Source organism: Cupriavidus sp. 207A1 (assembly GCF_057798955.1).
The window spans coordinates 26,344-44,805 of sequence record NZ_JBYOJO010000012.1; the positions used below are offsets into that span (position 1 = coordinate 26,344).

Annotated in this window: 15 protein-coding genes and 1 tRNA gene; 3 read left to right on the forward strand and 13 right to left on the reverse strand. The window is 68.0% G+C overall.

Features of this window, described 5'->3' with window-relative positions; translation table 11 throughout:
* The first annotated feature begins 1,038 nt into the window (after positions 1 to 1,038).
* Positions 1,039 to 1,317, forward strand: a complete 279-nt coding sequence (locus tag AC3FMM_RS21265; protein WP_012354324.1) for an HU family DNA-binding protein — start codon at positions 1,039 to 1,041, stop codon at positions 1,315 to 1,317.
* Positions 1,318 to 1,558: 241 nt separating this feature from the next.
* Positions 1,559 to 2,557, forward strand: a complete 999-nt coding sequence (locus tag AC3FMM_RS21270; protein ID WP_115681346.1) for a DUF2272 domain-containing protein — start codon at positions 1,559 to 1,561, stop codon at positions 2,555 to 2,557.
* A gap of 75 nt (positions 2,558 to 2,632) precedes the next feature.
* Here the strand turns inward: AC3FMM_RS21270 and dinB are convergent, their stop codons facing one another.
* The 3 genes from dinB to AC3FMM_RS21285 form a co-directional block, all read right to left on the reverse strand.
* Positions 2,633 to 3,712: a DNA polymerase IV gene (gene dinB, locus AC3FMM_RS21275; RefSeq protein ID WP_115678955.1), complete on the reverse strand. Its 1,080-nt coding sequence runs from the start codon at positions 3,710 to 3,712 to the stop codon at positions 2,633 to 2,635.
* 64 nt (positions 3,713 to 3,776) lie between these two features.
* Positions 3,777 to 4,682 (reverse strand): EamA family transporter RarD, encoded by a 906-nt coding sequence (gene rarD, locus AC3FMM_RS21280; protein WP_115678956.1) that lies wholly within the window; start codon positions 4,680 to 4,682, stop codon positions 3,777 to 3,779.
* 150 nt (positions 4,683 to 4,832) lie between these two features.
* Positions 4,833 to 5,969 (reverse strand): TRAP transporter substrate-binding protein, encoded by a 1,137-nt coding sequence (locus AC3FMM_RS21285; RefSeq protein WP_115678957.1) that lies wholly within the window; start codon positions 5,967 to 5,969, stop codon positions 4,833 to 4,835.
* A gap of 501 nt (positions 5,970 to 6,470) precedes the next feature.
* On the opposite strand from AC3FMM_RS21285, the gene AC3FMM_RS21290 reads away from it, so the two are divergent.
* Positions 6,471 to 8,120, forward strand: a complete 1,650-nt coding sequence (locus AC3FMM_RS21290; RefSeq protein ID WP_488687423.1) for a carbohydrate porin — start codon at positions 6,471 to 6,473, stop codon at positions 8,118 to 8,120.
* Here the strand turns inward: AC3FMM_RS21290 and AC3FMM_RS21295 are convergent.
* From AC3FMM_RS21295 to def, 10 genes are all read right to left on the reverse strand, one after another.
* A complete protein-coding gene (locus AC3FMM_RS21295; RefSeq protein WP_115711392.1) occupies positions 8,104 to 8,820 on the reverse strand; it encodes an aquaporin in 717 nt (238 codons plus the stop codon). The genes AC3FMM_RS21290 and AC3FMM_RS21295 overlap by 17 nt on opposite strands.
* 297 nt (positions 8,821 to 9,117) lie before the next feature.
* Positions 9,118 to 9,609 carry a hypothetical protein gene (locus tag AC3FMM_RS21300; protein ID WP_115678962.1) on the reverse strand — a complete coding sequence of 164 codons (492 nt, stop codon included), beginning with the start codon at positions 9,607 to 9,609 and terminating at the stop codon, positions 9,118 to 9,120.
* 271 nt (positions 9,610 to 9,880) lie between these two features.
* Positions 9,881 to 9,956, reverse strand: a tRNA-Phe gene (locus tag AC3FMM_RS21305).
* Positions 9,957 to 10,016: 60 nt separating this feature from the next.
* A complete protein-coding gene (locus tag AC3FMM_RS21310; RefSeq protein WP_115678963.1) occupies positions 10,017 to 10,727 on the reverse strand; it encodes a response regulator in 711 nt (236 codons plus the stop codon).
* Positions 10,728 to 10,779: 52 nt separating this feature from the next.
* A complete protein-coding gene (locus AC3FMM_RS21315; RefSeq protein ID WP_116311923.1) occupies positions 10,780 to 13,212 on the reverse strand; it encodes a sensor histidine kinase in 2,433 nt (810 codons plus the stop codon).
* A complete protein-coding gene (locus AC3FMM_RS21320) occupies positions 13,209 to 14,060 on the reverse strand; it encodes a DUF4390 domain-containing protein (protein WP_488687424.1) in 852 nt (283 codons plus the stop codon). Before AC3FMM_RS21320 ends, AC3FMM_RS21315 begins: the two co-directional genes overlap by 4 nt.
* Positions 14,061 to 14,069: 9 nt before the next feature.
* Positions 14,070 to 15,509 carry a 16S rRNA (cytosine(967)-C(5))-methyltransferase RsmB gene (gene rsmB, locus AC3FMM_RS21325; RefSeq protein ID WP_115711398.1) on the reverse strand — a complete coding sequence of 480 codons (1,440 nt, stop codon included), beginning with the start codon at positions 15,507 to 15,509 and terminating at the stop codon, positions 14,070 to 14,072.
* Between the two features lie 142 nt (positions 15,510 to 15,651).
* Complete coding sequence (gene htpX, locus AC3FMM_RS21330; protein ID WP_115711400.1) at positions 15,652 to 16,512, reverse strand: zinc metalloprotease HtpX; 861 nt, start codon at positions 16,510 to 16,512, stop codon at positions 15,652 to 15,654.
* A 181-nt stretch (positions 16,513 to 16,693) separates the two neighbouring features.
* Positions 16,694 to 17,707, reverse strand: a complete 1,014-nt coding sequence (gene fmt / locus AC3FMM_RS21335) for a methionyl-tRNA formyltransferase (protein ID WP_116311926.1) — start codon at positions 17,705 to 17,707, stop codon at positions 16,694 to 16,696.
* Positions 17,708 to 17,860: 153 nt separating this feature from the next.
* A complete protein-coding gene (def, locus tag AC3FMM_RS21340; RefSeq protein WP_018005004.1) occupies positions 17,861 to 18,367 on the reverse strand; it encodes a peptide deformylase in 507 nt (168 codons plus the stop codon).
* Positions 18,368 to 18,462 lie beyond the last annotated feature (95 nt).

The window sequence follows — 18,462 nt, forward strand, 5'->3', positions numbered from 1 at the left end:
ACGCTGACGTGCGTGGCTGCAGCCGGCACGAACGACGTATACATCCCCTCCCCGCCGTGTCGCGCACCCGGTATACGCCGCGCCCGTTTACCACCCCGCATGTGGATAACCCCGCCCCGATCTGTGGACAAGCACGCGGATTGGGTGTGGGCTGCCTGGGGCTGGCATGGGGACGCCTCGGGCATAAGTCGGAGGGGGTTCGGCCCACCCCTCATCCATTGGGCGGAGTCTTCCACTTCGGCCAACATTCGATGAGACCACTTCTCGTTTACGTAAACCCTTGAAGGCAAAGATGTTTACGGGGTTTTCCACAGCGGCTGCGGGTGTTTACCTACTACTACTATCTGTATACATGAAAGAAAAAGGTAAACCGAAAGAACGATCCCAGGCCCGCGGCATCGTTCGAAAGGCGACAGGCGTAAACGGCGGGTTTGCGAGAGACTTTCTGTTTGCCCGTTCGGGCGCCGCGTATACCGCCGATGCCGTATACCGGGCAGCGGGACCGCTATCGCGGTATACGCGGATGCCGGCGGATCTCGGTTCGGTGGGATCGAGGGTCCATGCATGCGCCGAATAACGCCGGGCAAGGCCGGCGGAAACTTGCTTCTGGGCATGCACCATAGTGCAGTTGGATGCGTTGCAGCCCGTATAGCGCCTCCTGCCCGTTCAGGAGCTCGAGGGTGCCCAGACCCTCGGAACGGATCTCCGGGCTGTCAGCGGCCTTCTGAAGGCGCCTGGCATGCGGGTATACCGTGCTACACCGATCGCGGCAGCCAGGTTCCGTGAGGTACGGGATTTGCCGCGCATTTGCCGTTTGCGCCGCTATCCCGCCGACGGCGGACCCCCTTCCAGCGAGTGCGATTTGCCTCCAGCCCCGTACTGGCGCGGCCTTGCGGAAACTGCCAGGTAACAATCTGTTCCCGGTGCGCCTTGTCCGACACGGTATCATGTGGCCCGCGGCGTCTTTGCCGGAGCGGTGCCAGCCTGGCCGCCCGGCCGCGGACGCCTGTGTTTTATCAACTCGATACGGAGTGAAGCATGACGAAAACCGAACTGATCGACGCTATCGCAGCCGGGGTGGACGGTCTGACCAAGGCCAAGGCGGAACAGGCACTGAACGTGACCCTGTCGGCCATCATGGACGCTGTGGCCAAGGGTGACACGCTGAGCCTCATCGGCTTTGGCACGTTCAGCAAGGGCGAGCGTGGCGAGCGCATGGCGCGCAACCCGCGTACCGGTGAAGAAATCAAGGTCGAAGCCGCCAAGACCGTGAAGTTCAAGGCGGGCCAGAAGTTCAAGGACGCTGTCAACCAGTGATCCCGACGGGCTGCACTGCAGAGCCCGGCATTGCCTGACCCCGCCATGCCGCCGCCCCGGTGCCCGAGGGCGCAGGCGCGCGCCAGGCGGGGGACGTTATCCACAGTCGTGACCTGAATATCCTGCAGTATCCGCCGCATCGCCCGCTCCGCGCCTGGGCGATCGCGCGCCAAGTCTTCCAACAGGCGTCCAGCCTTGGCCAGAACTCGCCATGCCGGGCGCCGTGCCATGTGGGGCCAACATGTTTGCCCGTCCGCAGCGCCGCAGATCTCCACAGCGTTATGCACAACGCTTTCCACAGCCGATTCCACAGCGTTCTCCACAGGCGCGTGCGCCGCTGCGCGCCGCCGGCGCGGCCGCGCTGCTGGCGCTGCTGAGCGCCTGCACCACCGTTATCGAACCGGCCCGGCCGCAAGCGCGGGCGCTGCCGGACACCGAGCGGCCGGTGACGAGCCCGGGCGCCACGCCGCGCGAGCGCATCGTCGAGATCGCCACCAAGGAATGGGCCCGCTGGGGCGGACAGGTGGTGCGGCTGGGCCGCGACGACACCTCTTGCGTGACCTACAGTCCGGTGCCGGCGCCGGAATTGCCTCCCGAGCTGCCGCTGGCGTCCCCGACCGACGCCGCAGCGCCCGCCGTGGCCACCACCGATACCGAGTCCAAGACCAACGGCAACCCGCCGCCGGCAGCCAGCTGCCTTTCTTTCCCGGACGGCACCGGCATGGAGGCCACGCCGCTGGGCTGCACGCTGGCGCGCCGCTACTGGGGCATCGTCGGCGAAACGCCCAGCTGCAGGCAGGTCACGCAGGGCGCCTGGGCCTGGTCGGCGGTCTTTGTGTCATGGGTGTTGCGCAAGGCGGGGCTGGACGAGCGCCAGTTCCTGACTGGCCAGTCGCACTCGATGTACGTGGTCGACGCCCGCGACGGCATCCTGCCCCGCCCCGCCTTCCGCATCGAGCCCGTGCCGGCGATGCCCCGCCCCGGCGACATCATCTGCGCCGGTCGCGGCCGTGACCGCTATCTCGAGGACATCGCCGAGATCGGTTTCGGCACTACGCCGATGCATTGCGACATCGTGGTCGCCGTGGATCCGGCGGCGCGCGTGGTGCGGGCCATCGGCGGCAACGTCCAGCAATCGGTATCGATGGAAGAGATCGAGCTGGGCGATTCGGGTCGGCTCGACGGGATCACCAACTCGCATATGCCGTGGTTGCTGGTGATGCGCAACGACCTGCAGTAAGCCGGTTTATCGATGGGAATTATCGACCCGCGCTTAGTTCTTCATTGCTGATAAATCACGTAAATAAACCAGCGATCAATCGAACAACTCCAGCTGCGCGGTATCCCGGTCGCTCGTGCCCACCCCAACCCCCAGCAGCCGCACCGGCAAGCCCCGACGCGCATGGCCCTCGGCCAGCAGCCGTGCATAGACGCCGCGGTCCGGGGCATGGCCGCGGCATTCCACCGTGGTCTGCCGGAAGTCGGAGAAGCGCAGCTTTACCGTGAGCTTGTCGATGGTGTCGTGCGCCTGGGCGCGCGCGATGCGCGCCTCCAGCATGGCGATCAGCGGTTCCAGCTCGGCCAGGCAGGCCTGCAGGTCGGGCAGGTCGTCGGCATAGGTCTCTTCCACGCTGATCGACTTGCGCTCGCGCTCGGGCGTGACCGCGCGCTCGTCGACACCGCGGCACAGCTTGTACAGCCGCGCCCCGAACACGCCGAACTCGCGATGCAGGCGGTCCGGCGACCACGGCCGCAGGTCGCCGCAGGTCTCGGCCCCCAGCCGGCGCAGCTTGGCCGCGGTGACCTTGCCCACGCCATGGATGCGCTCGACCGGCAGCGCGGCGACAAAGGCATCGACCGCGGCGGGCCGGACCACGAACAGGCCGTCGGGCTTGTTCCAGTCGCTGGCGATCTTTGCGACGAACTTGCTGGGGCCGACGCCGGCCGACACGGTCACCCCGACTTCCTCGCGCACGCGCTGGCGGATCTCTTCGGCGATGCGGGTGGCGCTGCCGGCATGGTGCGTGCACAGGCTGACATCGAGGTAGGCCTCGTCCAGCGACAGCGGCTCGACCAGCGCGGTGTATTCGCGGTAGATCGCGAAGATGCGGCGCGAGACCTCGCGGTACTTGTCCATCGCGGGGCGCACGATCAGCAGGTCCGGGCAGCGCTTGAGCGCCTGCGCCGACGCCATCGCCGAGCGCACGCCGTAGGCACGCGCTTCGTAGTTGCAGGTGGCGATCACCCCGCGCCGGTCTGGCGCGCCGCCCACGGCCATCGGCCGGCCGCGCAGCGACGGGTCGTCGCGCATTTCGACCGAGGCGTAGAAGCAGTCGCAGTCGCAATGGATGATCTTGCGCTGGACCGCGGCAGTGGCGTCAGGCGGGGCGGACATTGGGGCCGGGATGCGGAGCGGCTATCTGCGGATTATCAACGGGATAAATGTCTGATATCGATTTTCAGGTCGTCTCATTGATAGATTGGATGCCAGCGGGCTTCTGCCGCGCATTCATCCACAGTCCTTCGGCCGCATACAAGGCCAGCGACAGCCAGATCAGCGCGTAGCCCACCTGCTTCTGCGCCGGGAACGGCTCGTGCCACAGCCACACGCCCAGCAGCAGTTGCAGGGTCGGACCGGTGTACTGCAGCAGCCCCAGCAGCGACAGCGGAATGCGCCGTGCGCCGGCGGCAAAGAACAGCAGCGGCACCGCCGTCACCGGCCCGGCCAGCAACAGCAGCCACTGCGTACCCGGCGCTGCGTGGGTAAAGCTGTCCTGGCCGGTGGCGAACAGCCAGCCCAGCGCCGCCGCGGCCAGCGGGAACAGCAGCAGCGTTTCCAGCGACAGCCCTTCCAGCGCGCCCAGCGCACCGGTCTTGCGCAGCAGCCCGTAGCCGCCAAAGCTGGCGGCCAGGCCCAGCGCGATCCACGGCAGCTGTCCTGCCGCCACCGTCAGCCATGCCACGCCGGCGGCCGCCACCGCGATCGCCAGCCATTGCACCCGGCGCAGGCGCTCATGCAGGAACACCACGCCGAGCAGCACGCTGAACAGCGGATTGATGAAATACCCCAGGCTGGCGTCGACCACGCGGTTGGCCGACACCGCCCAGATATACAGGAACCAGTTGGCGCACAGCAGCGCCGCGCTGGCGGCAAACGACAGCAACAGGCGCCGGTCCCTGACCACCTGGCCCAGCCACGCCCACTGGCGGCGCCAGGCCAGGATCAGCCCCAGGAAGACCAGCGACCACACCATCCGGTGCAGCAGGATCTCCATCGGGGCGATGCCGGGAAGCGACTTGATGTAGAGCGGGAGCAGGCCCCAGATGAGGTACGCCAGCAGGGCGTAGAGAATGCCGAGTTGCATAAGGTTTTCCAATCGATGCCGGCGATTCTACCGGGGCCGCGCCATCCCCGCCGGCGCGCCCCGCGTGCGGGCGCCGCCAACAAAAAACCCCATGCTCCCGGGGGACCATGGGGTTTTGCGGCGGGCCCGGTTGCCCGGGCGCCACGCGGCTTACAGCTTGCGCGCGAAGCTGAACTGGGCGTAGCCCTGCTCGGCCACGTTGAACCAGGCCGCCTGGTTGTTGCGGAACACGCGCCAGTCGTCGTAGATCTTCTTGAACGACGGATTCTTCGCGGTTTCGTCGGCGTAGGACTCCTGGGTCGCCTTGAAGCAGGCTTCCATGATCTCCTTGGAGAACGGGCGCAGCTTGACGCCGTTTTCCAGCAGGCGCGCCAGCGCCTGCGGGTTGACCGTGTCGTACTTGGCCATCATGTTGGTGTGCGCCTCGATGGTGGCGGTTTCAAGCGCGCGCTTGTACAGCGCCGGCAGCTTCTCGAACTCGCTGGCCGAGGCGTAGAACGACAGCTGCGCGCTGCCTTCCCACCAGCCCGGGTAGTAGTAGAACGGCGCCACCTTGTAGAAGCCCAGTTTCTCGTCATCGTACGGGCCCACCCACTCGGCCGCGTCGATGGTGCCCTTCTCCAGCGCGGGGTAGATGTCGCCGCCGGCAATCTGCTGCGGCACCACGCCCAGGCGCGACAGCACCACGCCGGCAAACCCGGCGATGCGGTACTTCAGGCCCTGCAGGTCGGCCACGGTCTTGATTTCCTTGCGGAACCAGCCGCCCATCTGCGCGTTGGTGTTGCCGCCCAGGAAGTTGACGACGTTGTATTCCTTGAAGAACTCGCGCATCAGCTTCATGCCGTTGCCCTGCATCATCCAGGCGTTCTGCTGGCGTGCGGTCAGGCCGAACGGGATGGTGGTGTCAAAGCACAGCGTCGGGTTCTTGCCGAAGTAGTAGTAGCCGGCGGTGTGGCCGATCTGCACGGTGTTGTTCTGCACCGCGTCCAGCACCTGCAGGCCCGGCACGATTTCACCGGCGGCAAAGACCTTGATGTTGAATTTGCCGTCGGTCAGTTCCTTGACACGGGCCGACAGCAGCTCGGCACCGCCGTAGATGGTGTCGAGCGACTTGGGAAAGCTCGAGGCCAGGCGCCATTCCACGGCGGGGTTGCTGCCCACTACGGCCGGCGCGGCCGGGCCGCTGGCGGCGGCAGGCGCTGCCTTCTCTTCACCCTTGCCGCACGCGGCCAGTGCCCCGGTGGCAGCCACGGCCGACGCTTTCAACAGAAAGGAACGACGTTCCATCTCCACTTCTCCTCTTATAGATATTGATTCGGATGCGGGCGCACGGCTTGCATGAGGCCGCGCGCCGGACCGTGACGCACCGGCCGCCGGGGTACGGCAGCCTGCGCAGCGCTGTGCCTGTGGCGAACGGGCACGGCGGCGTGCCCCGCATGCCCGGCGCTGGACCCGCGCGCGCGGCCGAGGGCTGTCTTACCCGAAAGACAAGCCAGCCGATTATAGCGGTGGCCCTTTCGGCACGGGGCCCCGCGCAAGTGCGGGTTTTCGCTAGTCGATTGCGTCATTTCCGCTGTTTTTCGTATTGTGAGACGCCGCACGGTGTGATGGATTTTGTAACCCGGCTTGCGGTCAAATGGTCTCGGCTGATAAAAAACAGTCCCGCCTCCGGAGCCCTGCCTGCCGGATATCGTGGTTGCCCGCTGAATCGCCCCGTTGCCGTACCAATTGCCTGCTTGTTCTCGTCGACCCCCCCTGAAGCCGCCTGGCGCTTGCGCAGGCCGGCGCGTGCCGCTGCGCCGCGTCGGCTTTGCGGTGCTGGCCGCCTGGGGTCTGGTGGCATGCGCGCAAACCAGCGCTCCGGTGACGAGCGCTGACGAATCCGCGGCAGTCTTGCAGCCGCCGCGCATCGCGCCGCGGCCGGCGGTGCCGGCAACCGTCACTGCGTCAGCGGCGGCACCCGCCCCAGCGCTGGCAGCGGCGACCGCCGAAACAGCGCAAGCGCCCGCGCCGGCCACCACCGAGGATCCGCTCGCCGCGCTGATCGCCGGCGAAGCGGCGCCCGCGGCGAGCGTCACCGTACCCGCTTCGGCGGACACCAGCGTCGCCGCGGCCCTGCCGCCGGTCGAACCCGACTTGGTCGGCCCACCCGAACCCCCGGCCCCGCCGCCACCGCCGCTGGTGCTGTTCCCGCCCAGGCTTGGCGAGTTCCAGGCCGAGGCGCGCCCTGCCCCGGCTCAAGGCGCGGCGGACGCCGGCACGCCGTCGGACGCGCCGCCGGTATTGCATTCCCAGCTGCCCGCCGATGACCCGGCGGGCGAGTCCGTGTGGCGCCTGAGCTACAGCGGACGCGCCGCGGTCGAGGATCGCCCGTCCACCATGCGCGCCTGCCCCGGTGGTGCGCTGTCCACCGGCATCGGCAGCGGGCTGGCCTGCCGCAGCACGGGCGAGGTCCGGATCCGCGAGTCGGTGCTGGACCTCGACGGCGGCGCCCAGGTGATGCTGATCGCGCAGGCGCGCGGCACGGATGCCACCACCGTCAATGGCCGCCCGGCGGCGATCGATCCCTATGCGCTGGTGCCGCAGTTCTATACGGCGGTGAGCGGGCTGGCGGTGCTGGACGGCGCCACCATGTGGGCCGGCCGGCGCGACAACGCGCCGTTCCTGATGTCGTCCGGGCTATTGCCGCCCAATTCGACGGCGATGCGCTTCGGCGTGGACAACGCCAGGCTGATCGGCGATATCGGCCTGAGCTACCAGTACACCGCCCGCGCCGACTCGAACGGCCAGAACCTGCCCAGCTACCACTCGCTGCGCACCGCGCCGATCCCCACCAATGAACAGGGTTCGGTCCAGCTCGGCTTCACGCGGGTGGAAGCCCAGCCGCTGGTGGAAGACTCGGGCGGGGCGTGGTGGGCGTCGGCGCTGCACGAGCAGAAAGGCGTGCTGTTCGGCACCAACCGGCTGGGGGTGCAGTTCGGCTCGGGTTCACGCAACGCCATGACCGGCTATACCGGCATGGGACCGTCGCTGTCGCGCACGCGGGTGGCCGATTCGATCGAATGGAAGAGCCGCTGGGGGCTGAGCGGTGCGGTCGAGCAGAGCCTGCAGTTCGACCGTTCGCCGGTCGGCACGCTGCAATGGACCACCACGCGCCTGCGTCCCGCGTACGTCGCCAGCAGCCAGTTCCGGCTGAACTTCGAGGTGTCGCACGACCAGATCTCGTCCGGCTTTGGCGTCAGCGGCCAGCGCACCGCGCTGACGGTGGCGCCGACGCTGACGCTGGGCAAGTCGGCCGGCAATGCCAACCTGCGCGCTTTCTACACCTACAGCCGCGCCAGCGATGTGGATGGCATCGGCTACACCGCGCCGGCCGACGCGTGGGCGTCGCAGCCAAGCGGCTCGATCTTCGGCGTGCAGCTCAATCGGCGCTGGTAGTTGCGCCGCTAGTCACCCTGACCGGAGCCGATGTCACCGCGGCGGGTTTGCGAAACAGCCAGTGGAACAGCAGCGTGGCCGCCAGCCCGCCGCCGATCTGCGCCAGCATGAAACCCGGCACGTCCTGCGGCCGGATCCCGGTGAAGGTATCGGTCAGCGCGCAGGCCAGCGTCAGCGCGGGATTGGCGAACGAGGTCGACGACGTGAACCAGTAGCCCGCGGTGATATACCCGGCCACCACGAACGGCACCAGCTGCGGGCGGCTGCGCAGCGTGCCGATGCCCACGCCGACCAGGCCGAAGGTGGCCACGAACTCGCTCCACCACATCGACGCGCCGGTGCGGCTCTGCGCCGACCATGCCAGTGCCGGCTCGCCGAACATGGCATGCGCCGCGAGCACGCCGCAGACGCCGCCCGTCAGCTGCACCAGCACATAGCGCAGCGCGTCGCGCGGCGCCAGCACGCCCTGCACCAGGGCCGACAGGCTCACCACCGGGTTGAAATGCCCGCCCGAGACCGGCCCCAGCGACACCAGCAAGGCCACCAGCCCGGCGCCGGTGGCGAGCGAGTTAGCCAGCAGCGCGAGCGCGGTATCGCCGGCGGCGAGGCGCTCGGCACGAATGCCCGAGCCGACCACGATCGCCACCAGCAGCGCGGTGCCGAGTCCTTCCGCCACCAGGCGGCGCGCCAGCGTACTCATCGCTGCGCTGCGCCGGTGTAGCGGCGCGAAGCATGGGCGGGAGCAAGGCACGCCCGTGGACTTTTATCAGGACCAGTAGCGGAAACGATGGGGACAGCGCGCAGCAACAAGGTAGACAACGTCGCCTGAGACGACGCCTCGAACGGTGGCAGGTCGTTGCCCTGAGCAGGGCAACGCCGCGGCGCAGCGGCTGCGCGCGCGGTCGCGACAGTGTTCCGCCGCGGCCCGGGCGCGTCAATGCGCGCTGGCGATGTTGTGTGCTGACGCCGGGTTTCGAATCGCGCCGTTCAGCGCCATTCAGCGCAACAGGAAGGCAATATCCTCGACCACGATATTCGCCACCGGGATGCCCTTGCGGCGCTGGAACAGGATGTGCTGCTGCACGCGGCTGCGCTGCTCGGCAAACACAGCCGGATCGATCGGCGTGCCGATGCGCATGTAGTGCTGCACCAGCAGCTTGTAGGCGCGATGGCGCACCTGCATGGCCTCGGCCTCGGCGCGCAGCCGCTTGATCTCCGCCGGGCTGCGGTCGATGGCCTGGTGCAGCTCTTCCACCGTGCGCGCGTGCAGCTCGCGGTAGACATCGCGCTCGGCTTCCATCTGATGCAGCTCGTCGCGCAGCGCGCGGATCTTGTTCTGCAGCTTCAGCGTCTGCGACACCGCCTGCTGCATCCGCCCCGCCGCCCCCAGCGCCTGGCTGGCCGCCGCCACGGTGCTCTTCCACAAGCCACGCTCGCCGGCCGCGGTCTGCGGCGGCCAGTGCTTGTCCGTCCCGATCAGTGTGTCCATCCAACCCCCGGTAAGAAAGTATCGGCGCGGGGCCGGGGTATCCGCGTTATGGCTGCGCGTTGCAATGCGGCTTGGCCGGCCTGGCCCGTCCCGCCTGGTGGCGGTGCGTCTGGGCATCCTAGAGAGACATGGATCGGCTGCCAAGTAGAAGATTTTTACTTCTGGATTGGGTGTTGCGTCGCGTCGGCGCCAGCGCGGGCGGCACGGCAGCCACACTGACTGGCCGCCCAATGCAAAAAGCCCGGCTGCAAGAGCCGGGCTTTTCCTGTTCTGGTGGCCTGGGACGGAATCGAACCGCCGACACAAGGATTTTCAATCCTCTGCTCTACCGACTGAGCTACCGGGCCAAAGAAGCGAAACTATAACTGGTCTTTTTGGGCCAGTCAAGCGTCATGTAGGGCACTGCCTCAGTGTTCGGCCGGCTCCGGCTTGTTGCGGCCCAGCTCAACGCCGAGCTGCTTGAGCTTGCGGTACAGGTGGGTACGCTCCAGGCCGGTCTTCTCGGCGACGCGGGTCATGCTGCCGTGTTCGCGCAGCAGGTGGTATTCGAAATAGGCGCGCTCGAACAGGTCGCGCGCTTCGCGCAGCGGCATGTCGAACGAGAACTGCATCTCGGCTTCGGGCACGCGCGCCGGGTTGCCGTTGGGTGCGGCTTCGGCAGTGGCCTCGGGCGTGGCGGCGGCCGTGCCTGGCTCCGCGGTCGGCGCGGTGGCGGGTGCGGCGGCGGCCGTGGTGGTGCTGCGCGGGCGTTCGATGCCGCGGGCCAGGCCCTGCTCCACCGCGGACAGCAGCTTCTGCAGCGCGATCGGCTTTTCCAGGAAATTGAGCGCGCCGATCTTGGTCGCCTCGACCGCGGTATCGATGGTGGCGTGGCCCGACATCATGATCACGGGCATGGTCAGCTGTCCCTGCGCGGACCACTCCTTGAGCAGCGTGACGCCATCGGTATCGGGCATCCAGATATCGAGCAGCACGAGATCGGGCGTGCCCGCCGCACGGTAATCGCGCGCCTGTTGCGCGTTTTCCGCGAGTTCGACCACATGGCCTTCGTCGCTGAGGATCTCCGAGAGCAGCTCCCGGATTCCCATTTCGTCATCGACTACGAGGATGGTTGCCATACTTCCCCTCTTAACCCCACCGCAGCGTTCCGGGACCGGACGCCAATGTTGACTATGCCAGTTTAACGAACAGGATCGAGATCTGCGCACCGACGATCTCGGCACCTTCCATGCGATTGCGCAGTTCGATGCGCGCGCCGTGTTCGTCAATGATCTTCTTTACCATCGCGAGCCCGAGACCCGTGCCCTTGGCTTTGGTGGTCACATAAGGCTCGAACGCACGGCTCAGGATGCGTGGTGCAAAACCGGGACCATTGTCCGCAATGGTGAGCTTGACGGCCTGCCGGTTCTCGCCGGCAGAATCTTTGTATTCTACAGTCTCGGTGTGCAGAGTGATATGGGGCGCCGCCCTACCGGCCGCGACGTTCTCCGCGGCCGCGTCCTGCGCGTTCTGCAGCAGGTTGTGGATGACCTGGCGCAGCTGCGTCGGATCGCCCTTGATCTCGGGCAGCGCACGGCCCAGCGTCGGATGGATCACCGGGTGCTCGTGCACCGCCGGATCGTCGATGCCGTACAGGTGCAGGACCTCGGCCACCAGGCTGTTGAGCTGCAGCGATTGCAGCACCGCCGGCGGCGTGCGCGCGTAGTCGCGGAAATCATCGACCATGCGCTTCATCGCGGCCACCTGGTTGACGATGGTGGCGGCACCGCGCTTGAGCACGTCGGCATCGGTGCCCTCGAGCTTGGGCGAGAGCTTCATCTGCAGGCGCTCGGCCGAGAGCTGGATCGGCGTGAGCGGATTCTTGATCTCGTGTGCCAGGCGCCGTGCCACCTCGCCCCACGCCACCGAGCGTTGAGCGGAAATCACATCGGAAATATCGTCGAAGACGATCACATAGCCGGGCTCGTCGCGCTCGCCGCCCGGCAGGCGCGCGCCGCGCACCAGCAGCGTCAGCGGCTGCTCTTCGCCCTGCGGCAGCTCGATCTGCTTCTGCCAGTGCTCGGCGCCGCCCAGCACCTCGCTGGTGTTCTGGTCCGAGAAGGCCTGGCGCACGATCTCGCCGAACGAGCCCATGCCGGGGATCTGTTCCATCGGCAGGCCCATCACCGCGCCGAACGGCTGGCGGAAGATGCGCTCGGCGCCAGGGTTGGCGGTAATCAGCACGAAGCGGCGGTCGAACACCAGCACGCCCGCGGTGAGGTTCTGCAGCACGCTTTCGAGGTAGGCCTTCGACTGTTCCAGCGCGGCGCGGTTTTCTTCCACGGCCAGCCGCGCCTCGGCCAGCTGGCGCGTCATCTGGTTGAACTGCTGCGTGAGCATGCCCAGCTCGTCGCGGCTCTTCAGTTCGCGCTTGGGCGACAGATCGCCCTCGGCCACTTCCTTGGTCCCCTGCAGCAGCATCAGCAGCGGGCGCGCCAACTGGCCGCCGAGCAGCAGCGCCAGCATCACCGCGATAAACACCGCCAGGAACAGCGTCAGTGTCAGCGTGCCGATATACATCTTGCGCAGGCCGGTGCGGCCCAGCGCCTTCTCCTGGTATTCCTGGTACGCGCGCTGGACCTCGTCGGCATTGCGCGCGAGCACCGCCGGCACCGGGTGCAGTACCTGCAGGTAGCGCTCTTCGCGCACGGTCTCGCCGACCAGGCCGAAGCCGCTCGACGGCGAATCTTCGGGGCTGCGCTCCACCGACAGGCCCGAGCCGGCCCAGCGCGGCGAGCGGGACAGCGCACGCGGTGCGCTGGCGGCACCGACCGTATCCTGCGCGGGTCCCGGCGCCGCACCCAGCGGAATGATCACGCGCAGGCGATACAGGTGGCTGCTGTCGACACGCTCGGCAGCCTGCCCGATATCGCTCGACGGATCGGTGCCGCCTTCCACCGCGGCATAGCCACCGGCCAGCCGCGCCTGTTCCGCCAGCACGCCGGAAGGCAGGTCCGGCACCAGCGAGGCATAGTTGCTGGAAGCCGATGCCAGCACGCGGCCACTGCCGGTGAAGATCGCGGCTTCCTGCACGCCGTATTGCTCGCGCAGCCGGTTCAGCTGCAGCGAGGTGGCCACGCCGGACGCGCCGGCCAGCTGTTCGGACATCAGCCGTGCCTTGACCTGCAGGTCGGCCAGCGAGCTGTCGATGGTGGAGCGCCCCAGGTTCAGTCCGGCCTCGAGTGCGGTTTCCACGCGCACGTCGAACCAGGATTCGATACTGCGCGAGACAAACTGCAGCGACACCAGGTAGATCAGCACGCCGGGCAGCACGCCCACCACGCCGAAGAACACCGCGAGCTTGGTCATCAGCCGCGTGCCGAACTTGCCGCGGCGATAGCGCAGCCACAGCGTGACCGCGAGCGCGCCGACGGTCAGCACCAGCAGCGCGCCGATCACCAGGTTCACCTTGAACAGCAGGGTGAAATAGCGATCGAAGAATTCGGTATTGGCCGAGGCGCCGGCCAGCAGGCCCACCAGCACCAGCGCCAGGAACACGATGATGCCGGCCACGACGCGGGACAGCACGCGCCGGAACCGGCTGTCCCACAACGGAGTGCTCATGGCTGGCTCGGCGCCGGCTGCGCCAGCATCGCCGGCGACAAGGCGTACGATACGGCCTGCACGTACAGGCCACGCCCTTCCATCGGGCTACGCTCATTGGCCGCGGCGGGTGCCGAGGCCGCAGCCGGGGCAGGCATGGCGGGCGAGGCCGGCAACGCAGGCAATGCCGGTGGCGGTGCCGGCGGCTGAGGCTGAGGCTGCGGCGGTGGCGCGGGCGGCGTGCTCAGGTCGGTCGGCACGGTGTAGGTGAAGCGCCGCCAGTCGGACGCCAGGTTCCAGTCGCGCGTGTTGACGGCGTTGATCTGGAACGGCTTGGGCAATTGCGACAGGTCCAGCCGCATGCGTACTTCGGCGTTGTAGGTCTCGCCGGGCTTGACCGCGTTGCGCTCGAACACGCGCCAGCCGCGCACGCGCTGGATAAACTGCAGCGCGCTCTTCAGCCGCGTGAACGGCAGCTGCAGGCCGCCGGTGGAGATGCGGTACTGGCGCGTCAGCGGCTGGTACGACAGGCGCACGCTGCGGGTGGTGTTGACCGGCTTGTCGTCGAACCAGTACCAGCGCGAGCGCGACAGCTGGAAGTCGACCGCGAAATACAGCGAGATGCCCTTGTGCAGCGCGTCCTCGAGCGCGGGCGGCAGGTCGAAGTCGAAGCTGGCGGCAAGCTCGAAGCCGCCGTCCTGGTATTCGACGCGGGCCTCGGTGGCCTCGATGACCTGGGCCTGCGCGGCGCGCGGCAGCCACAGCACGGCGGCCAGCGCCAGCAGCAGCGCGAGGGCCCAGCGCGCCAGCCGTCTGTGGCGGAGGTCCACTTCAACGCGAAAGCCTGACAGGCGCGGCGTGCTCGGCATCGGATCAGATCAGGCGCGTTTCTGGAAGCGGGCGTAGAAGAAGCCATCGTGATCGGATGGCAGGCTGGTACCGTCGGTGCGGCCGGTGCTGTCAAGGGTGGCCTTGTCACCGTCCGCGCCCGCGGCAAGCGTTGCATGGGTGCCGGGCAGCAGCTGTCCCGGCGCCTGCAATCGTATCGCATCTGCCAGTTGCTCACCAAACCAGCGCGCCTGCTCCTCGCCCTCCGTTGGAAAAATAGAACAGGTGACATAGACCAGGATGCCGCCCGGCTTCAGCAGCGGCCACAGCTGCGAGACGATGCGGCGCTGCTCGGTGATGAGCTTGGCGATATCGGTTTCGCGGCGCAGCCAGCGGATATCGGGATGGCGCCGCACGATGCCCGAGGCCGAGCACGGCACGTCGGCGAGGATGCGGTCGAAGCGTTGCCCGTCCCACCAGTCGGCGGGCCGGCTGGCATCGCCGACCACGATCTTTGCCGACTTGCCCAGGCGCGCTAGGTTCTCGCCGATGCGGGTGGCGCGCTGCGCGTCGCTTTCGACCGCGGTCACTTCGATATCGGCCAGCTCCAGCAAATGTCCGGTCTTGCCGCCGGGCGCGGCGCAGGCATCGAGCACGCGCATGCCGTCGGCCACCTCGAGCAACGGCGCGGCCAGTTGCGCGCCGGCGTCCTGCACCGAGACCGCGCCTTCGGCAAAGCCGGGCAACTGGTTTACCGGCACCGCGCGCACCAGGCGCACCGCCTGCGGACCGACGACGTGCCCGGCCAGGCCGGCGTTGGCGAGGTCGGTGCGGTACTGCTGCACCGACACGCGCGCGGTGTTGACGCGTACCGTCATCGGCGGGCGCACGTTGGCGCTGGCGGCCAGCGCCATCCACTGGTCGGGGTAGGCCTCGCGCAGCATGCGCAGCCACCACGGCGGCAGGTTCCAGCGCGCCTGCTCGTCGCGGTTGACTTCAGCGAGCAGAGCCTTGCGCTCGCGCAGGAAACGGCGCAGCACCGCGTTGACCAGTCCGCGCGCATGCGCGGTCTTGGGTTCGGAGGCGGCCGCGCTGACGGCCTGGTCGACCACCGTGAAGGTGCTGTAGCCCGGACGGCCGGAGTCGGTATCGTGGCGCGCCAGGTCGGCGCCGTCGTGCCGCTCGCGCGGGCCCGGCCCGTGTTCCAGCAACAGCGCCAGCGCTACTGCCAGCAGCGAATCGACCTGCGCGCCGGGCGGCCGCGTCACCAGTTTGGTCACCAGCGCGCGCGCAGTGCCGAACTGGCGCATGGTGCGGTAGGCGATGTCCTGCAGCGCGCCGCGCGTGGCGGCGTCGCGCACGCGGTCCAGCTTCAGTTGCGCGGCGGCGTCTTCGATCGCCTGGGGCAAGGCCGTGCCTTCGCTGACGGCGCGCACCGCGGTGGCGGCACCAAGCATCTGGAAGGCAAGCGAATCGGGAGGCAGGCGCATATCGGTCAGGCGGCGGATCAGGCAGCGGGTAAGGCGTGAATCGGGAAGGCGCGGAGCACGGGCCAAAAAAAAAGCCCGCCGGTCCACGCGGAACAGCGGGCAGTTTACCTTGTGACGGGGCCGCGCCCCGGATTTCCGGGGGTCAGGCGGGGTAGGTGCCGGTCTGTGCCATCTGCATCAGGCGCGCAATGCGTTCCTCGGTGGCCGGATGGGTCGAGAACAGGTTGGCAATGCCGCCGCCGGACAGCGGGTTCATGATCATCATCTGCGCCGTGGCCGGATGCTCCTCGGCTGCCTGGAACGGGATGCCCTGCGCGTAGCGGTGGATCTTGTCCAGCGCGCTGGCCAGCGCCTGCGGGTCGCCGCTGATTTCGGCACCGCCGCGGTCGGCTTCGAATTCGCGCGCGCGCGAGATCGCCATCTGGATCAGCGAGGCCGCCAGCGGCGCCAGGATCGCCACCGCAATGCTGGCGATGGGATTGGTGCGGTTGCCGTTCTCGTCGCGCCCGCCGAAGAACATCGCCATATTGGCCAGCGCGGAAATGGCACCGGCCATGGTCGCGGCGATGGTCGAGGTCAGGATGTCGCGATGGCGCACATGCGCCAGCTCATGCGCCATCACGCCGCGCAGCTCGCGCTCGGACAGCACGTGCAGGATGCCGGTGGTGGCCGCCACCGCGGCGTGTTCCGGGTTGCGGCCGGTGGCAAAGGCGTTGGGCGCGTCTTCATTGATCAGGTAGACGCGCGGCATCGGCAGGCCGGCGCGCTGCGCCAGCTCCTGCACCATGCCGTAGAACTGCGGCGCGCTGCCGGCATCGACTTCCTGCGCGTTGTACATGCGCAAGACCATCTTGTCCGAGAACCAGTAGGAGAAGAAGTTCATGCCGAGCGCGAGCAGCAGCGCCATCATCATGCCGCTGCGTCCGCCGATCATGCCGCCGATGACGATGAACAGCGCCGTGATGGCCGCCATCAGCATGAAGGTCTTGACCCAGTTGAACATTGCGGTGATCTCCGTGAAATCGTGACGCGCCCCGGAAAAGCTGACGCGATGCCCGTTAGATAGGGGCCGATCGCAGAAAATTCAACGGCCGTCCAACGGCCTTTGCAATGTTGCTCAGCTGCAGGCAGGGAGGCGCCGTGCGCGGCACATCAAGCGTCATGTGCGCCAAACGGCTGCCCGATCAAGCCGCCGCTGCGCCGTCGCCTGGCACCACGCAGCGCGTGCCCGGCGGCAGCGGCAAGGCTTGCAGGAACTGCTGCGCCGGCTGCCGGCGGCCACCCGGCTTCTGCAGCTCGGTGACCTGCAGCGCGCTGCCCTCGCCGCACGCGATCAGGATGCCGGCGGCATCGGCCGCCAGCACCGTGCCGGGCGGATGCGGCAGGCTGCTGGCCGCCGCCAGCGGCACGGCCTGCCAGCACTTGATCACGGTGTCGCCCACCTGCACCGTCGCGCCCGGGAACGGGTTGAAGGCGCGCACCTGGTTGGCCAGTTCGGCGGCCGGGCGGCGCAGGTCCAGCGGGGCTTCGTCCTTGGCGATCTTCTCGGCGTAGGTGACGCCTTGTTCCGGTTGCGGCGTGGCCGGCAGCGGCCGGCCGGCATCCAGTTGCCGCAGCGCCTCGACGATCATGCGTGCGCCGAGCGCGGCCAGGGTGTCGTGCAGCGTGCCGGTGGTGTCGTCCGCGCCGATCGGCACCGCCTCGCGCGTGAGCATGTCGCCGGTGTCCAGGCCTTCGTCCATCTGCATCAGCGTGATGCCGGTCTCGGCGTCGCCCGCCTCGATGGCGCGGTGGATCGGCGCCGCGCCACGCCAGCGCGGCAGCAGCGAGCCATGGATATTCAGGCAGCCCAGGCGTGGCAGGGTCAGTACCTCGGCCGGCAGGATCAGGCCGTAGGCCGCCACCACCATCACATCGGGCGCAAGGCCGGCGAGTGTGTCGATCGCCGCGCTGGCCTCTTCCGGATACTTGCCCTGGCGGCGCAGCGAACGCGGCTGCAGCACCGGCGCCAGGCCATGGGTGATGGCGAACTGCTTCACCGGGCTGGCCTGCAGCTGCATGCCGCGGCCGGCGGGCCGATCCGGCTGGGTCAGCACCGCCACCACCGGAAAGCCGGCGGCGTGGATGGCGTCCAGCGCGACGCGCGCAAACTCGGGCGTGCCGGCAAAGGCGACACGCAAGGGGCTGGCTTGGGGCATGGCAGTTTCCGTGGCCGGAAATGGCACCGGCCGCTTTAGCGGCCGGTATCGTGGTTCTTCGGAAGTCATAAAGATAACAGACCCCGCGCCGCTGCCGCACGCGGGTGGCCGGATTCCGGCGCGCTGTTACATCTTTATTGCCGCCGCGGCGGCTTACATGCGGGTGCGTTCGCGCTTCTGCAGCTTGCTCTTGATGCGGTTGAGCTTGAGCGGCGACAGGTACTCGACGAAGACCTTGCCGCGCAGGTGGTCGATCTCGTGCTGGATGCAGACTGCCAGCAGGTCGTCGGCATCGAGCTCGAAGCTTTCGCCTTTCTCGTTGAGCGCGCGCACGCGCACGCGGTCAGGGCGCTCGACCCGGTCATAGACCTCAGGTACCGACAGGCAGCCCTCTTCCCACACCTTGCGGTTGTCGCTGGCCCAGACGATCTCGGGGTTGATGAAGACCTGGAGCTGGTCGCGCGTTTCCGAGACGTCGATCACCACCACCTGCTCGTGCACGTTGACCTGGGTCGCGGCCAGGCCGATGCCGGGCGCTTCGTACATGGTTTCCGCCATGTCCTTGACCAGCTGGCGGATGCGGTCGTCCACCGCGGCCACGGGTTTGGCGACGGTGTGCAGGCGGGGATCGGGGTAGGTCAGGATGTCGAGTTTTGCCATGATGCTGGGGCGCAACGCCGGCTGCTGCCGGCAACCAGGCCGCGTTGCGGCGCCGGATGTTTACATGCAGAATCGGGGCGCAAGTACAAAAATTC

Bases quoted from the DNA above. Each gene is read 5' to 3' on its own strand.
- AC3FMM_RS21265 (WP_012354324.1), top strand. From the start codon at position 1,039: ATGACGAAAACCGAACTGATCGACGCTATCGCAGCCGGGGTGGACGGT.
- AC3FMM_RS21270 (WP_115681346.1), top strand. From the start codon at position 1,559: ATGTTTGCCCGTCCGCAGCGCCGCAGATCTCCACAGCGTTATGCACAA.
- dinB (WP_115678955.1), bottom strand. From the start codon at position 3,712: ATGTCCGCCCCGCCTGACGCCACTGCCGCGGTCCAGCGCAAGATCATC.
- rarD (WP_115678956.1), bottom strand. From the start codon at position 4,682: ATGCAACTCGGCATTCTCTACGCCCTGCTGGCGTACCTCATCTGGGGC.
- AC3FMM_RS21285 (WP_115678957.1), bottom strand. From the start codon at position 5,969: ATGGAACGTCGTTCCTTTCTGTTGAAAGCGTCGGCCGTGGCTGCCACC.
- AC3FMM_RS21295 (WP_115711392.1), bottom strand. From the start codon at position 8,820: ATGAGTACGCTGGCGCGCCGCCTGGTGGCGGAAGGACTCGGCACCGCG.
- AC3FMM_RS21300 (WP_115678962.1), bottom strand. From the start codon at position 9,609: ATGGACACACTGATCGGGACGGACAAGCACTGGCCGCCGCAGACCGCG.
- AC3FMM_RS21310 (WP_115678963.1), bottom strand. From the start codon at position 10,727: ATGGCAACCATCCTCGTAGTCGATGACGAAATGGGAATCCGGGAGCTG.
- AC3FMM_RS21315 (WP_116311923.1), bottom strand. From the start codon at position 13,212: ATGAGCACTCCGTTGTGGGACAGCCGGTTCCGGCGCGTGCTGTCCCGC.
- AC3FMM_RS21320 (WP_488687424.1), bottom strand. From the start codon at position 14,060: ATGCCGAGCACGCCGCGCCTGTCAGGCTTTCGCGTTGAAGTGGACCTC.
- rsmB (WP_115711398.1), bottom strand. From the start codon at position 15,509: ATGCGCCTGCCTCCCGATTCGCTTGCCTTCCAGATGCTTGGTGCCGCC.
- htpX (WP_115711400.1), bottom strand. From the start codon at position 16,512: ATGTTCAACTGGGTCAAGACCTTCATGCTGATGGCGGCCATCACGGCG.
- fmt (WP_116311926.1), bottom strand. From the start codon at position 17,707: ATGCCCCAAGCCAGCCCCTTGCGTGTCGCCTTTGCCGGCACGCCCGAG.
- def (WP_018005004.1), bottom strand. From the start codon at position 18,367: ATGGCAAAACTCGACATCCTGACCTACCCCGATCCCCGCCTGCACACC.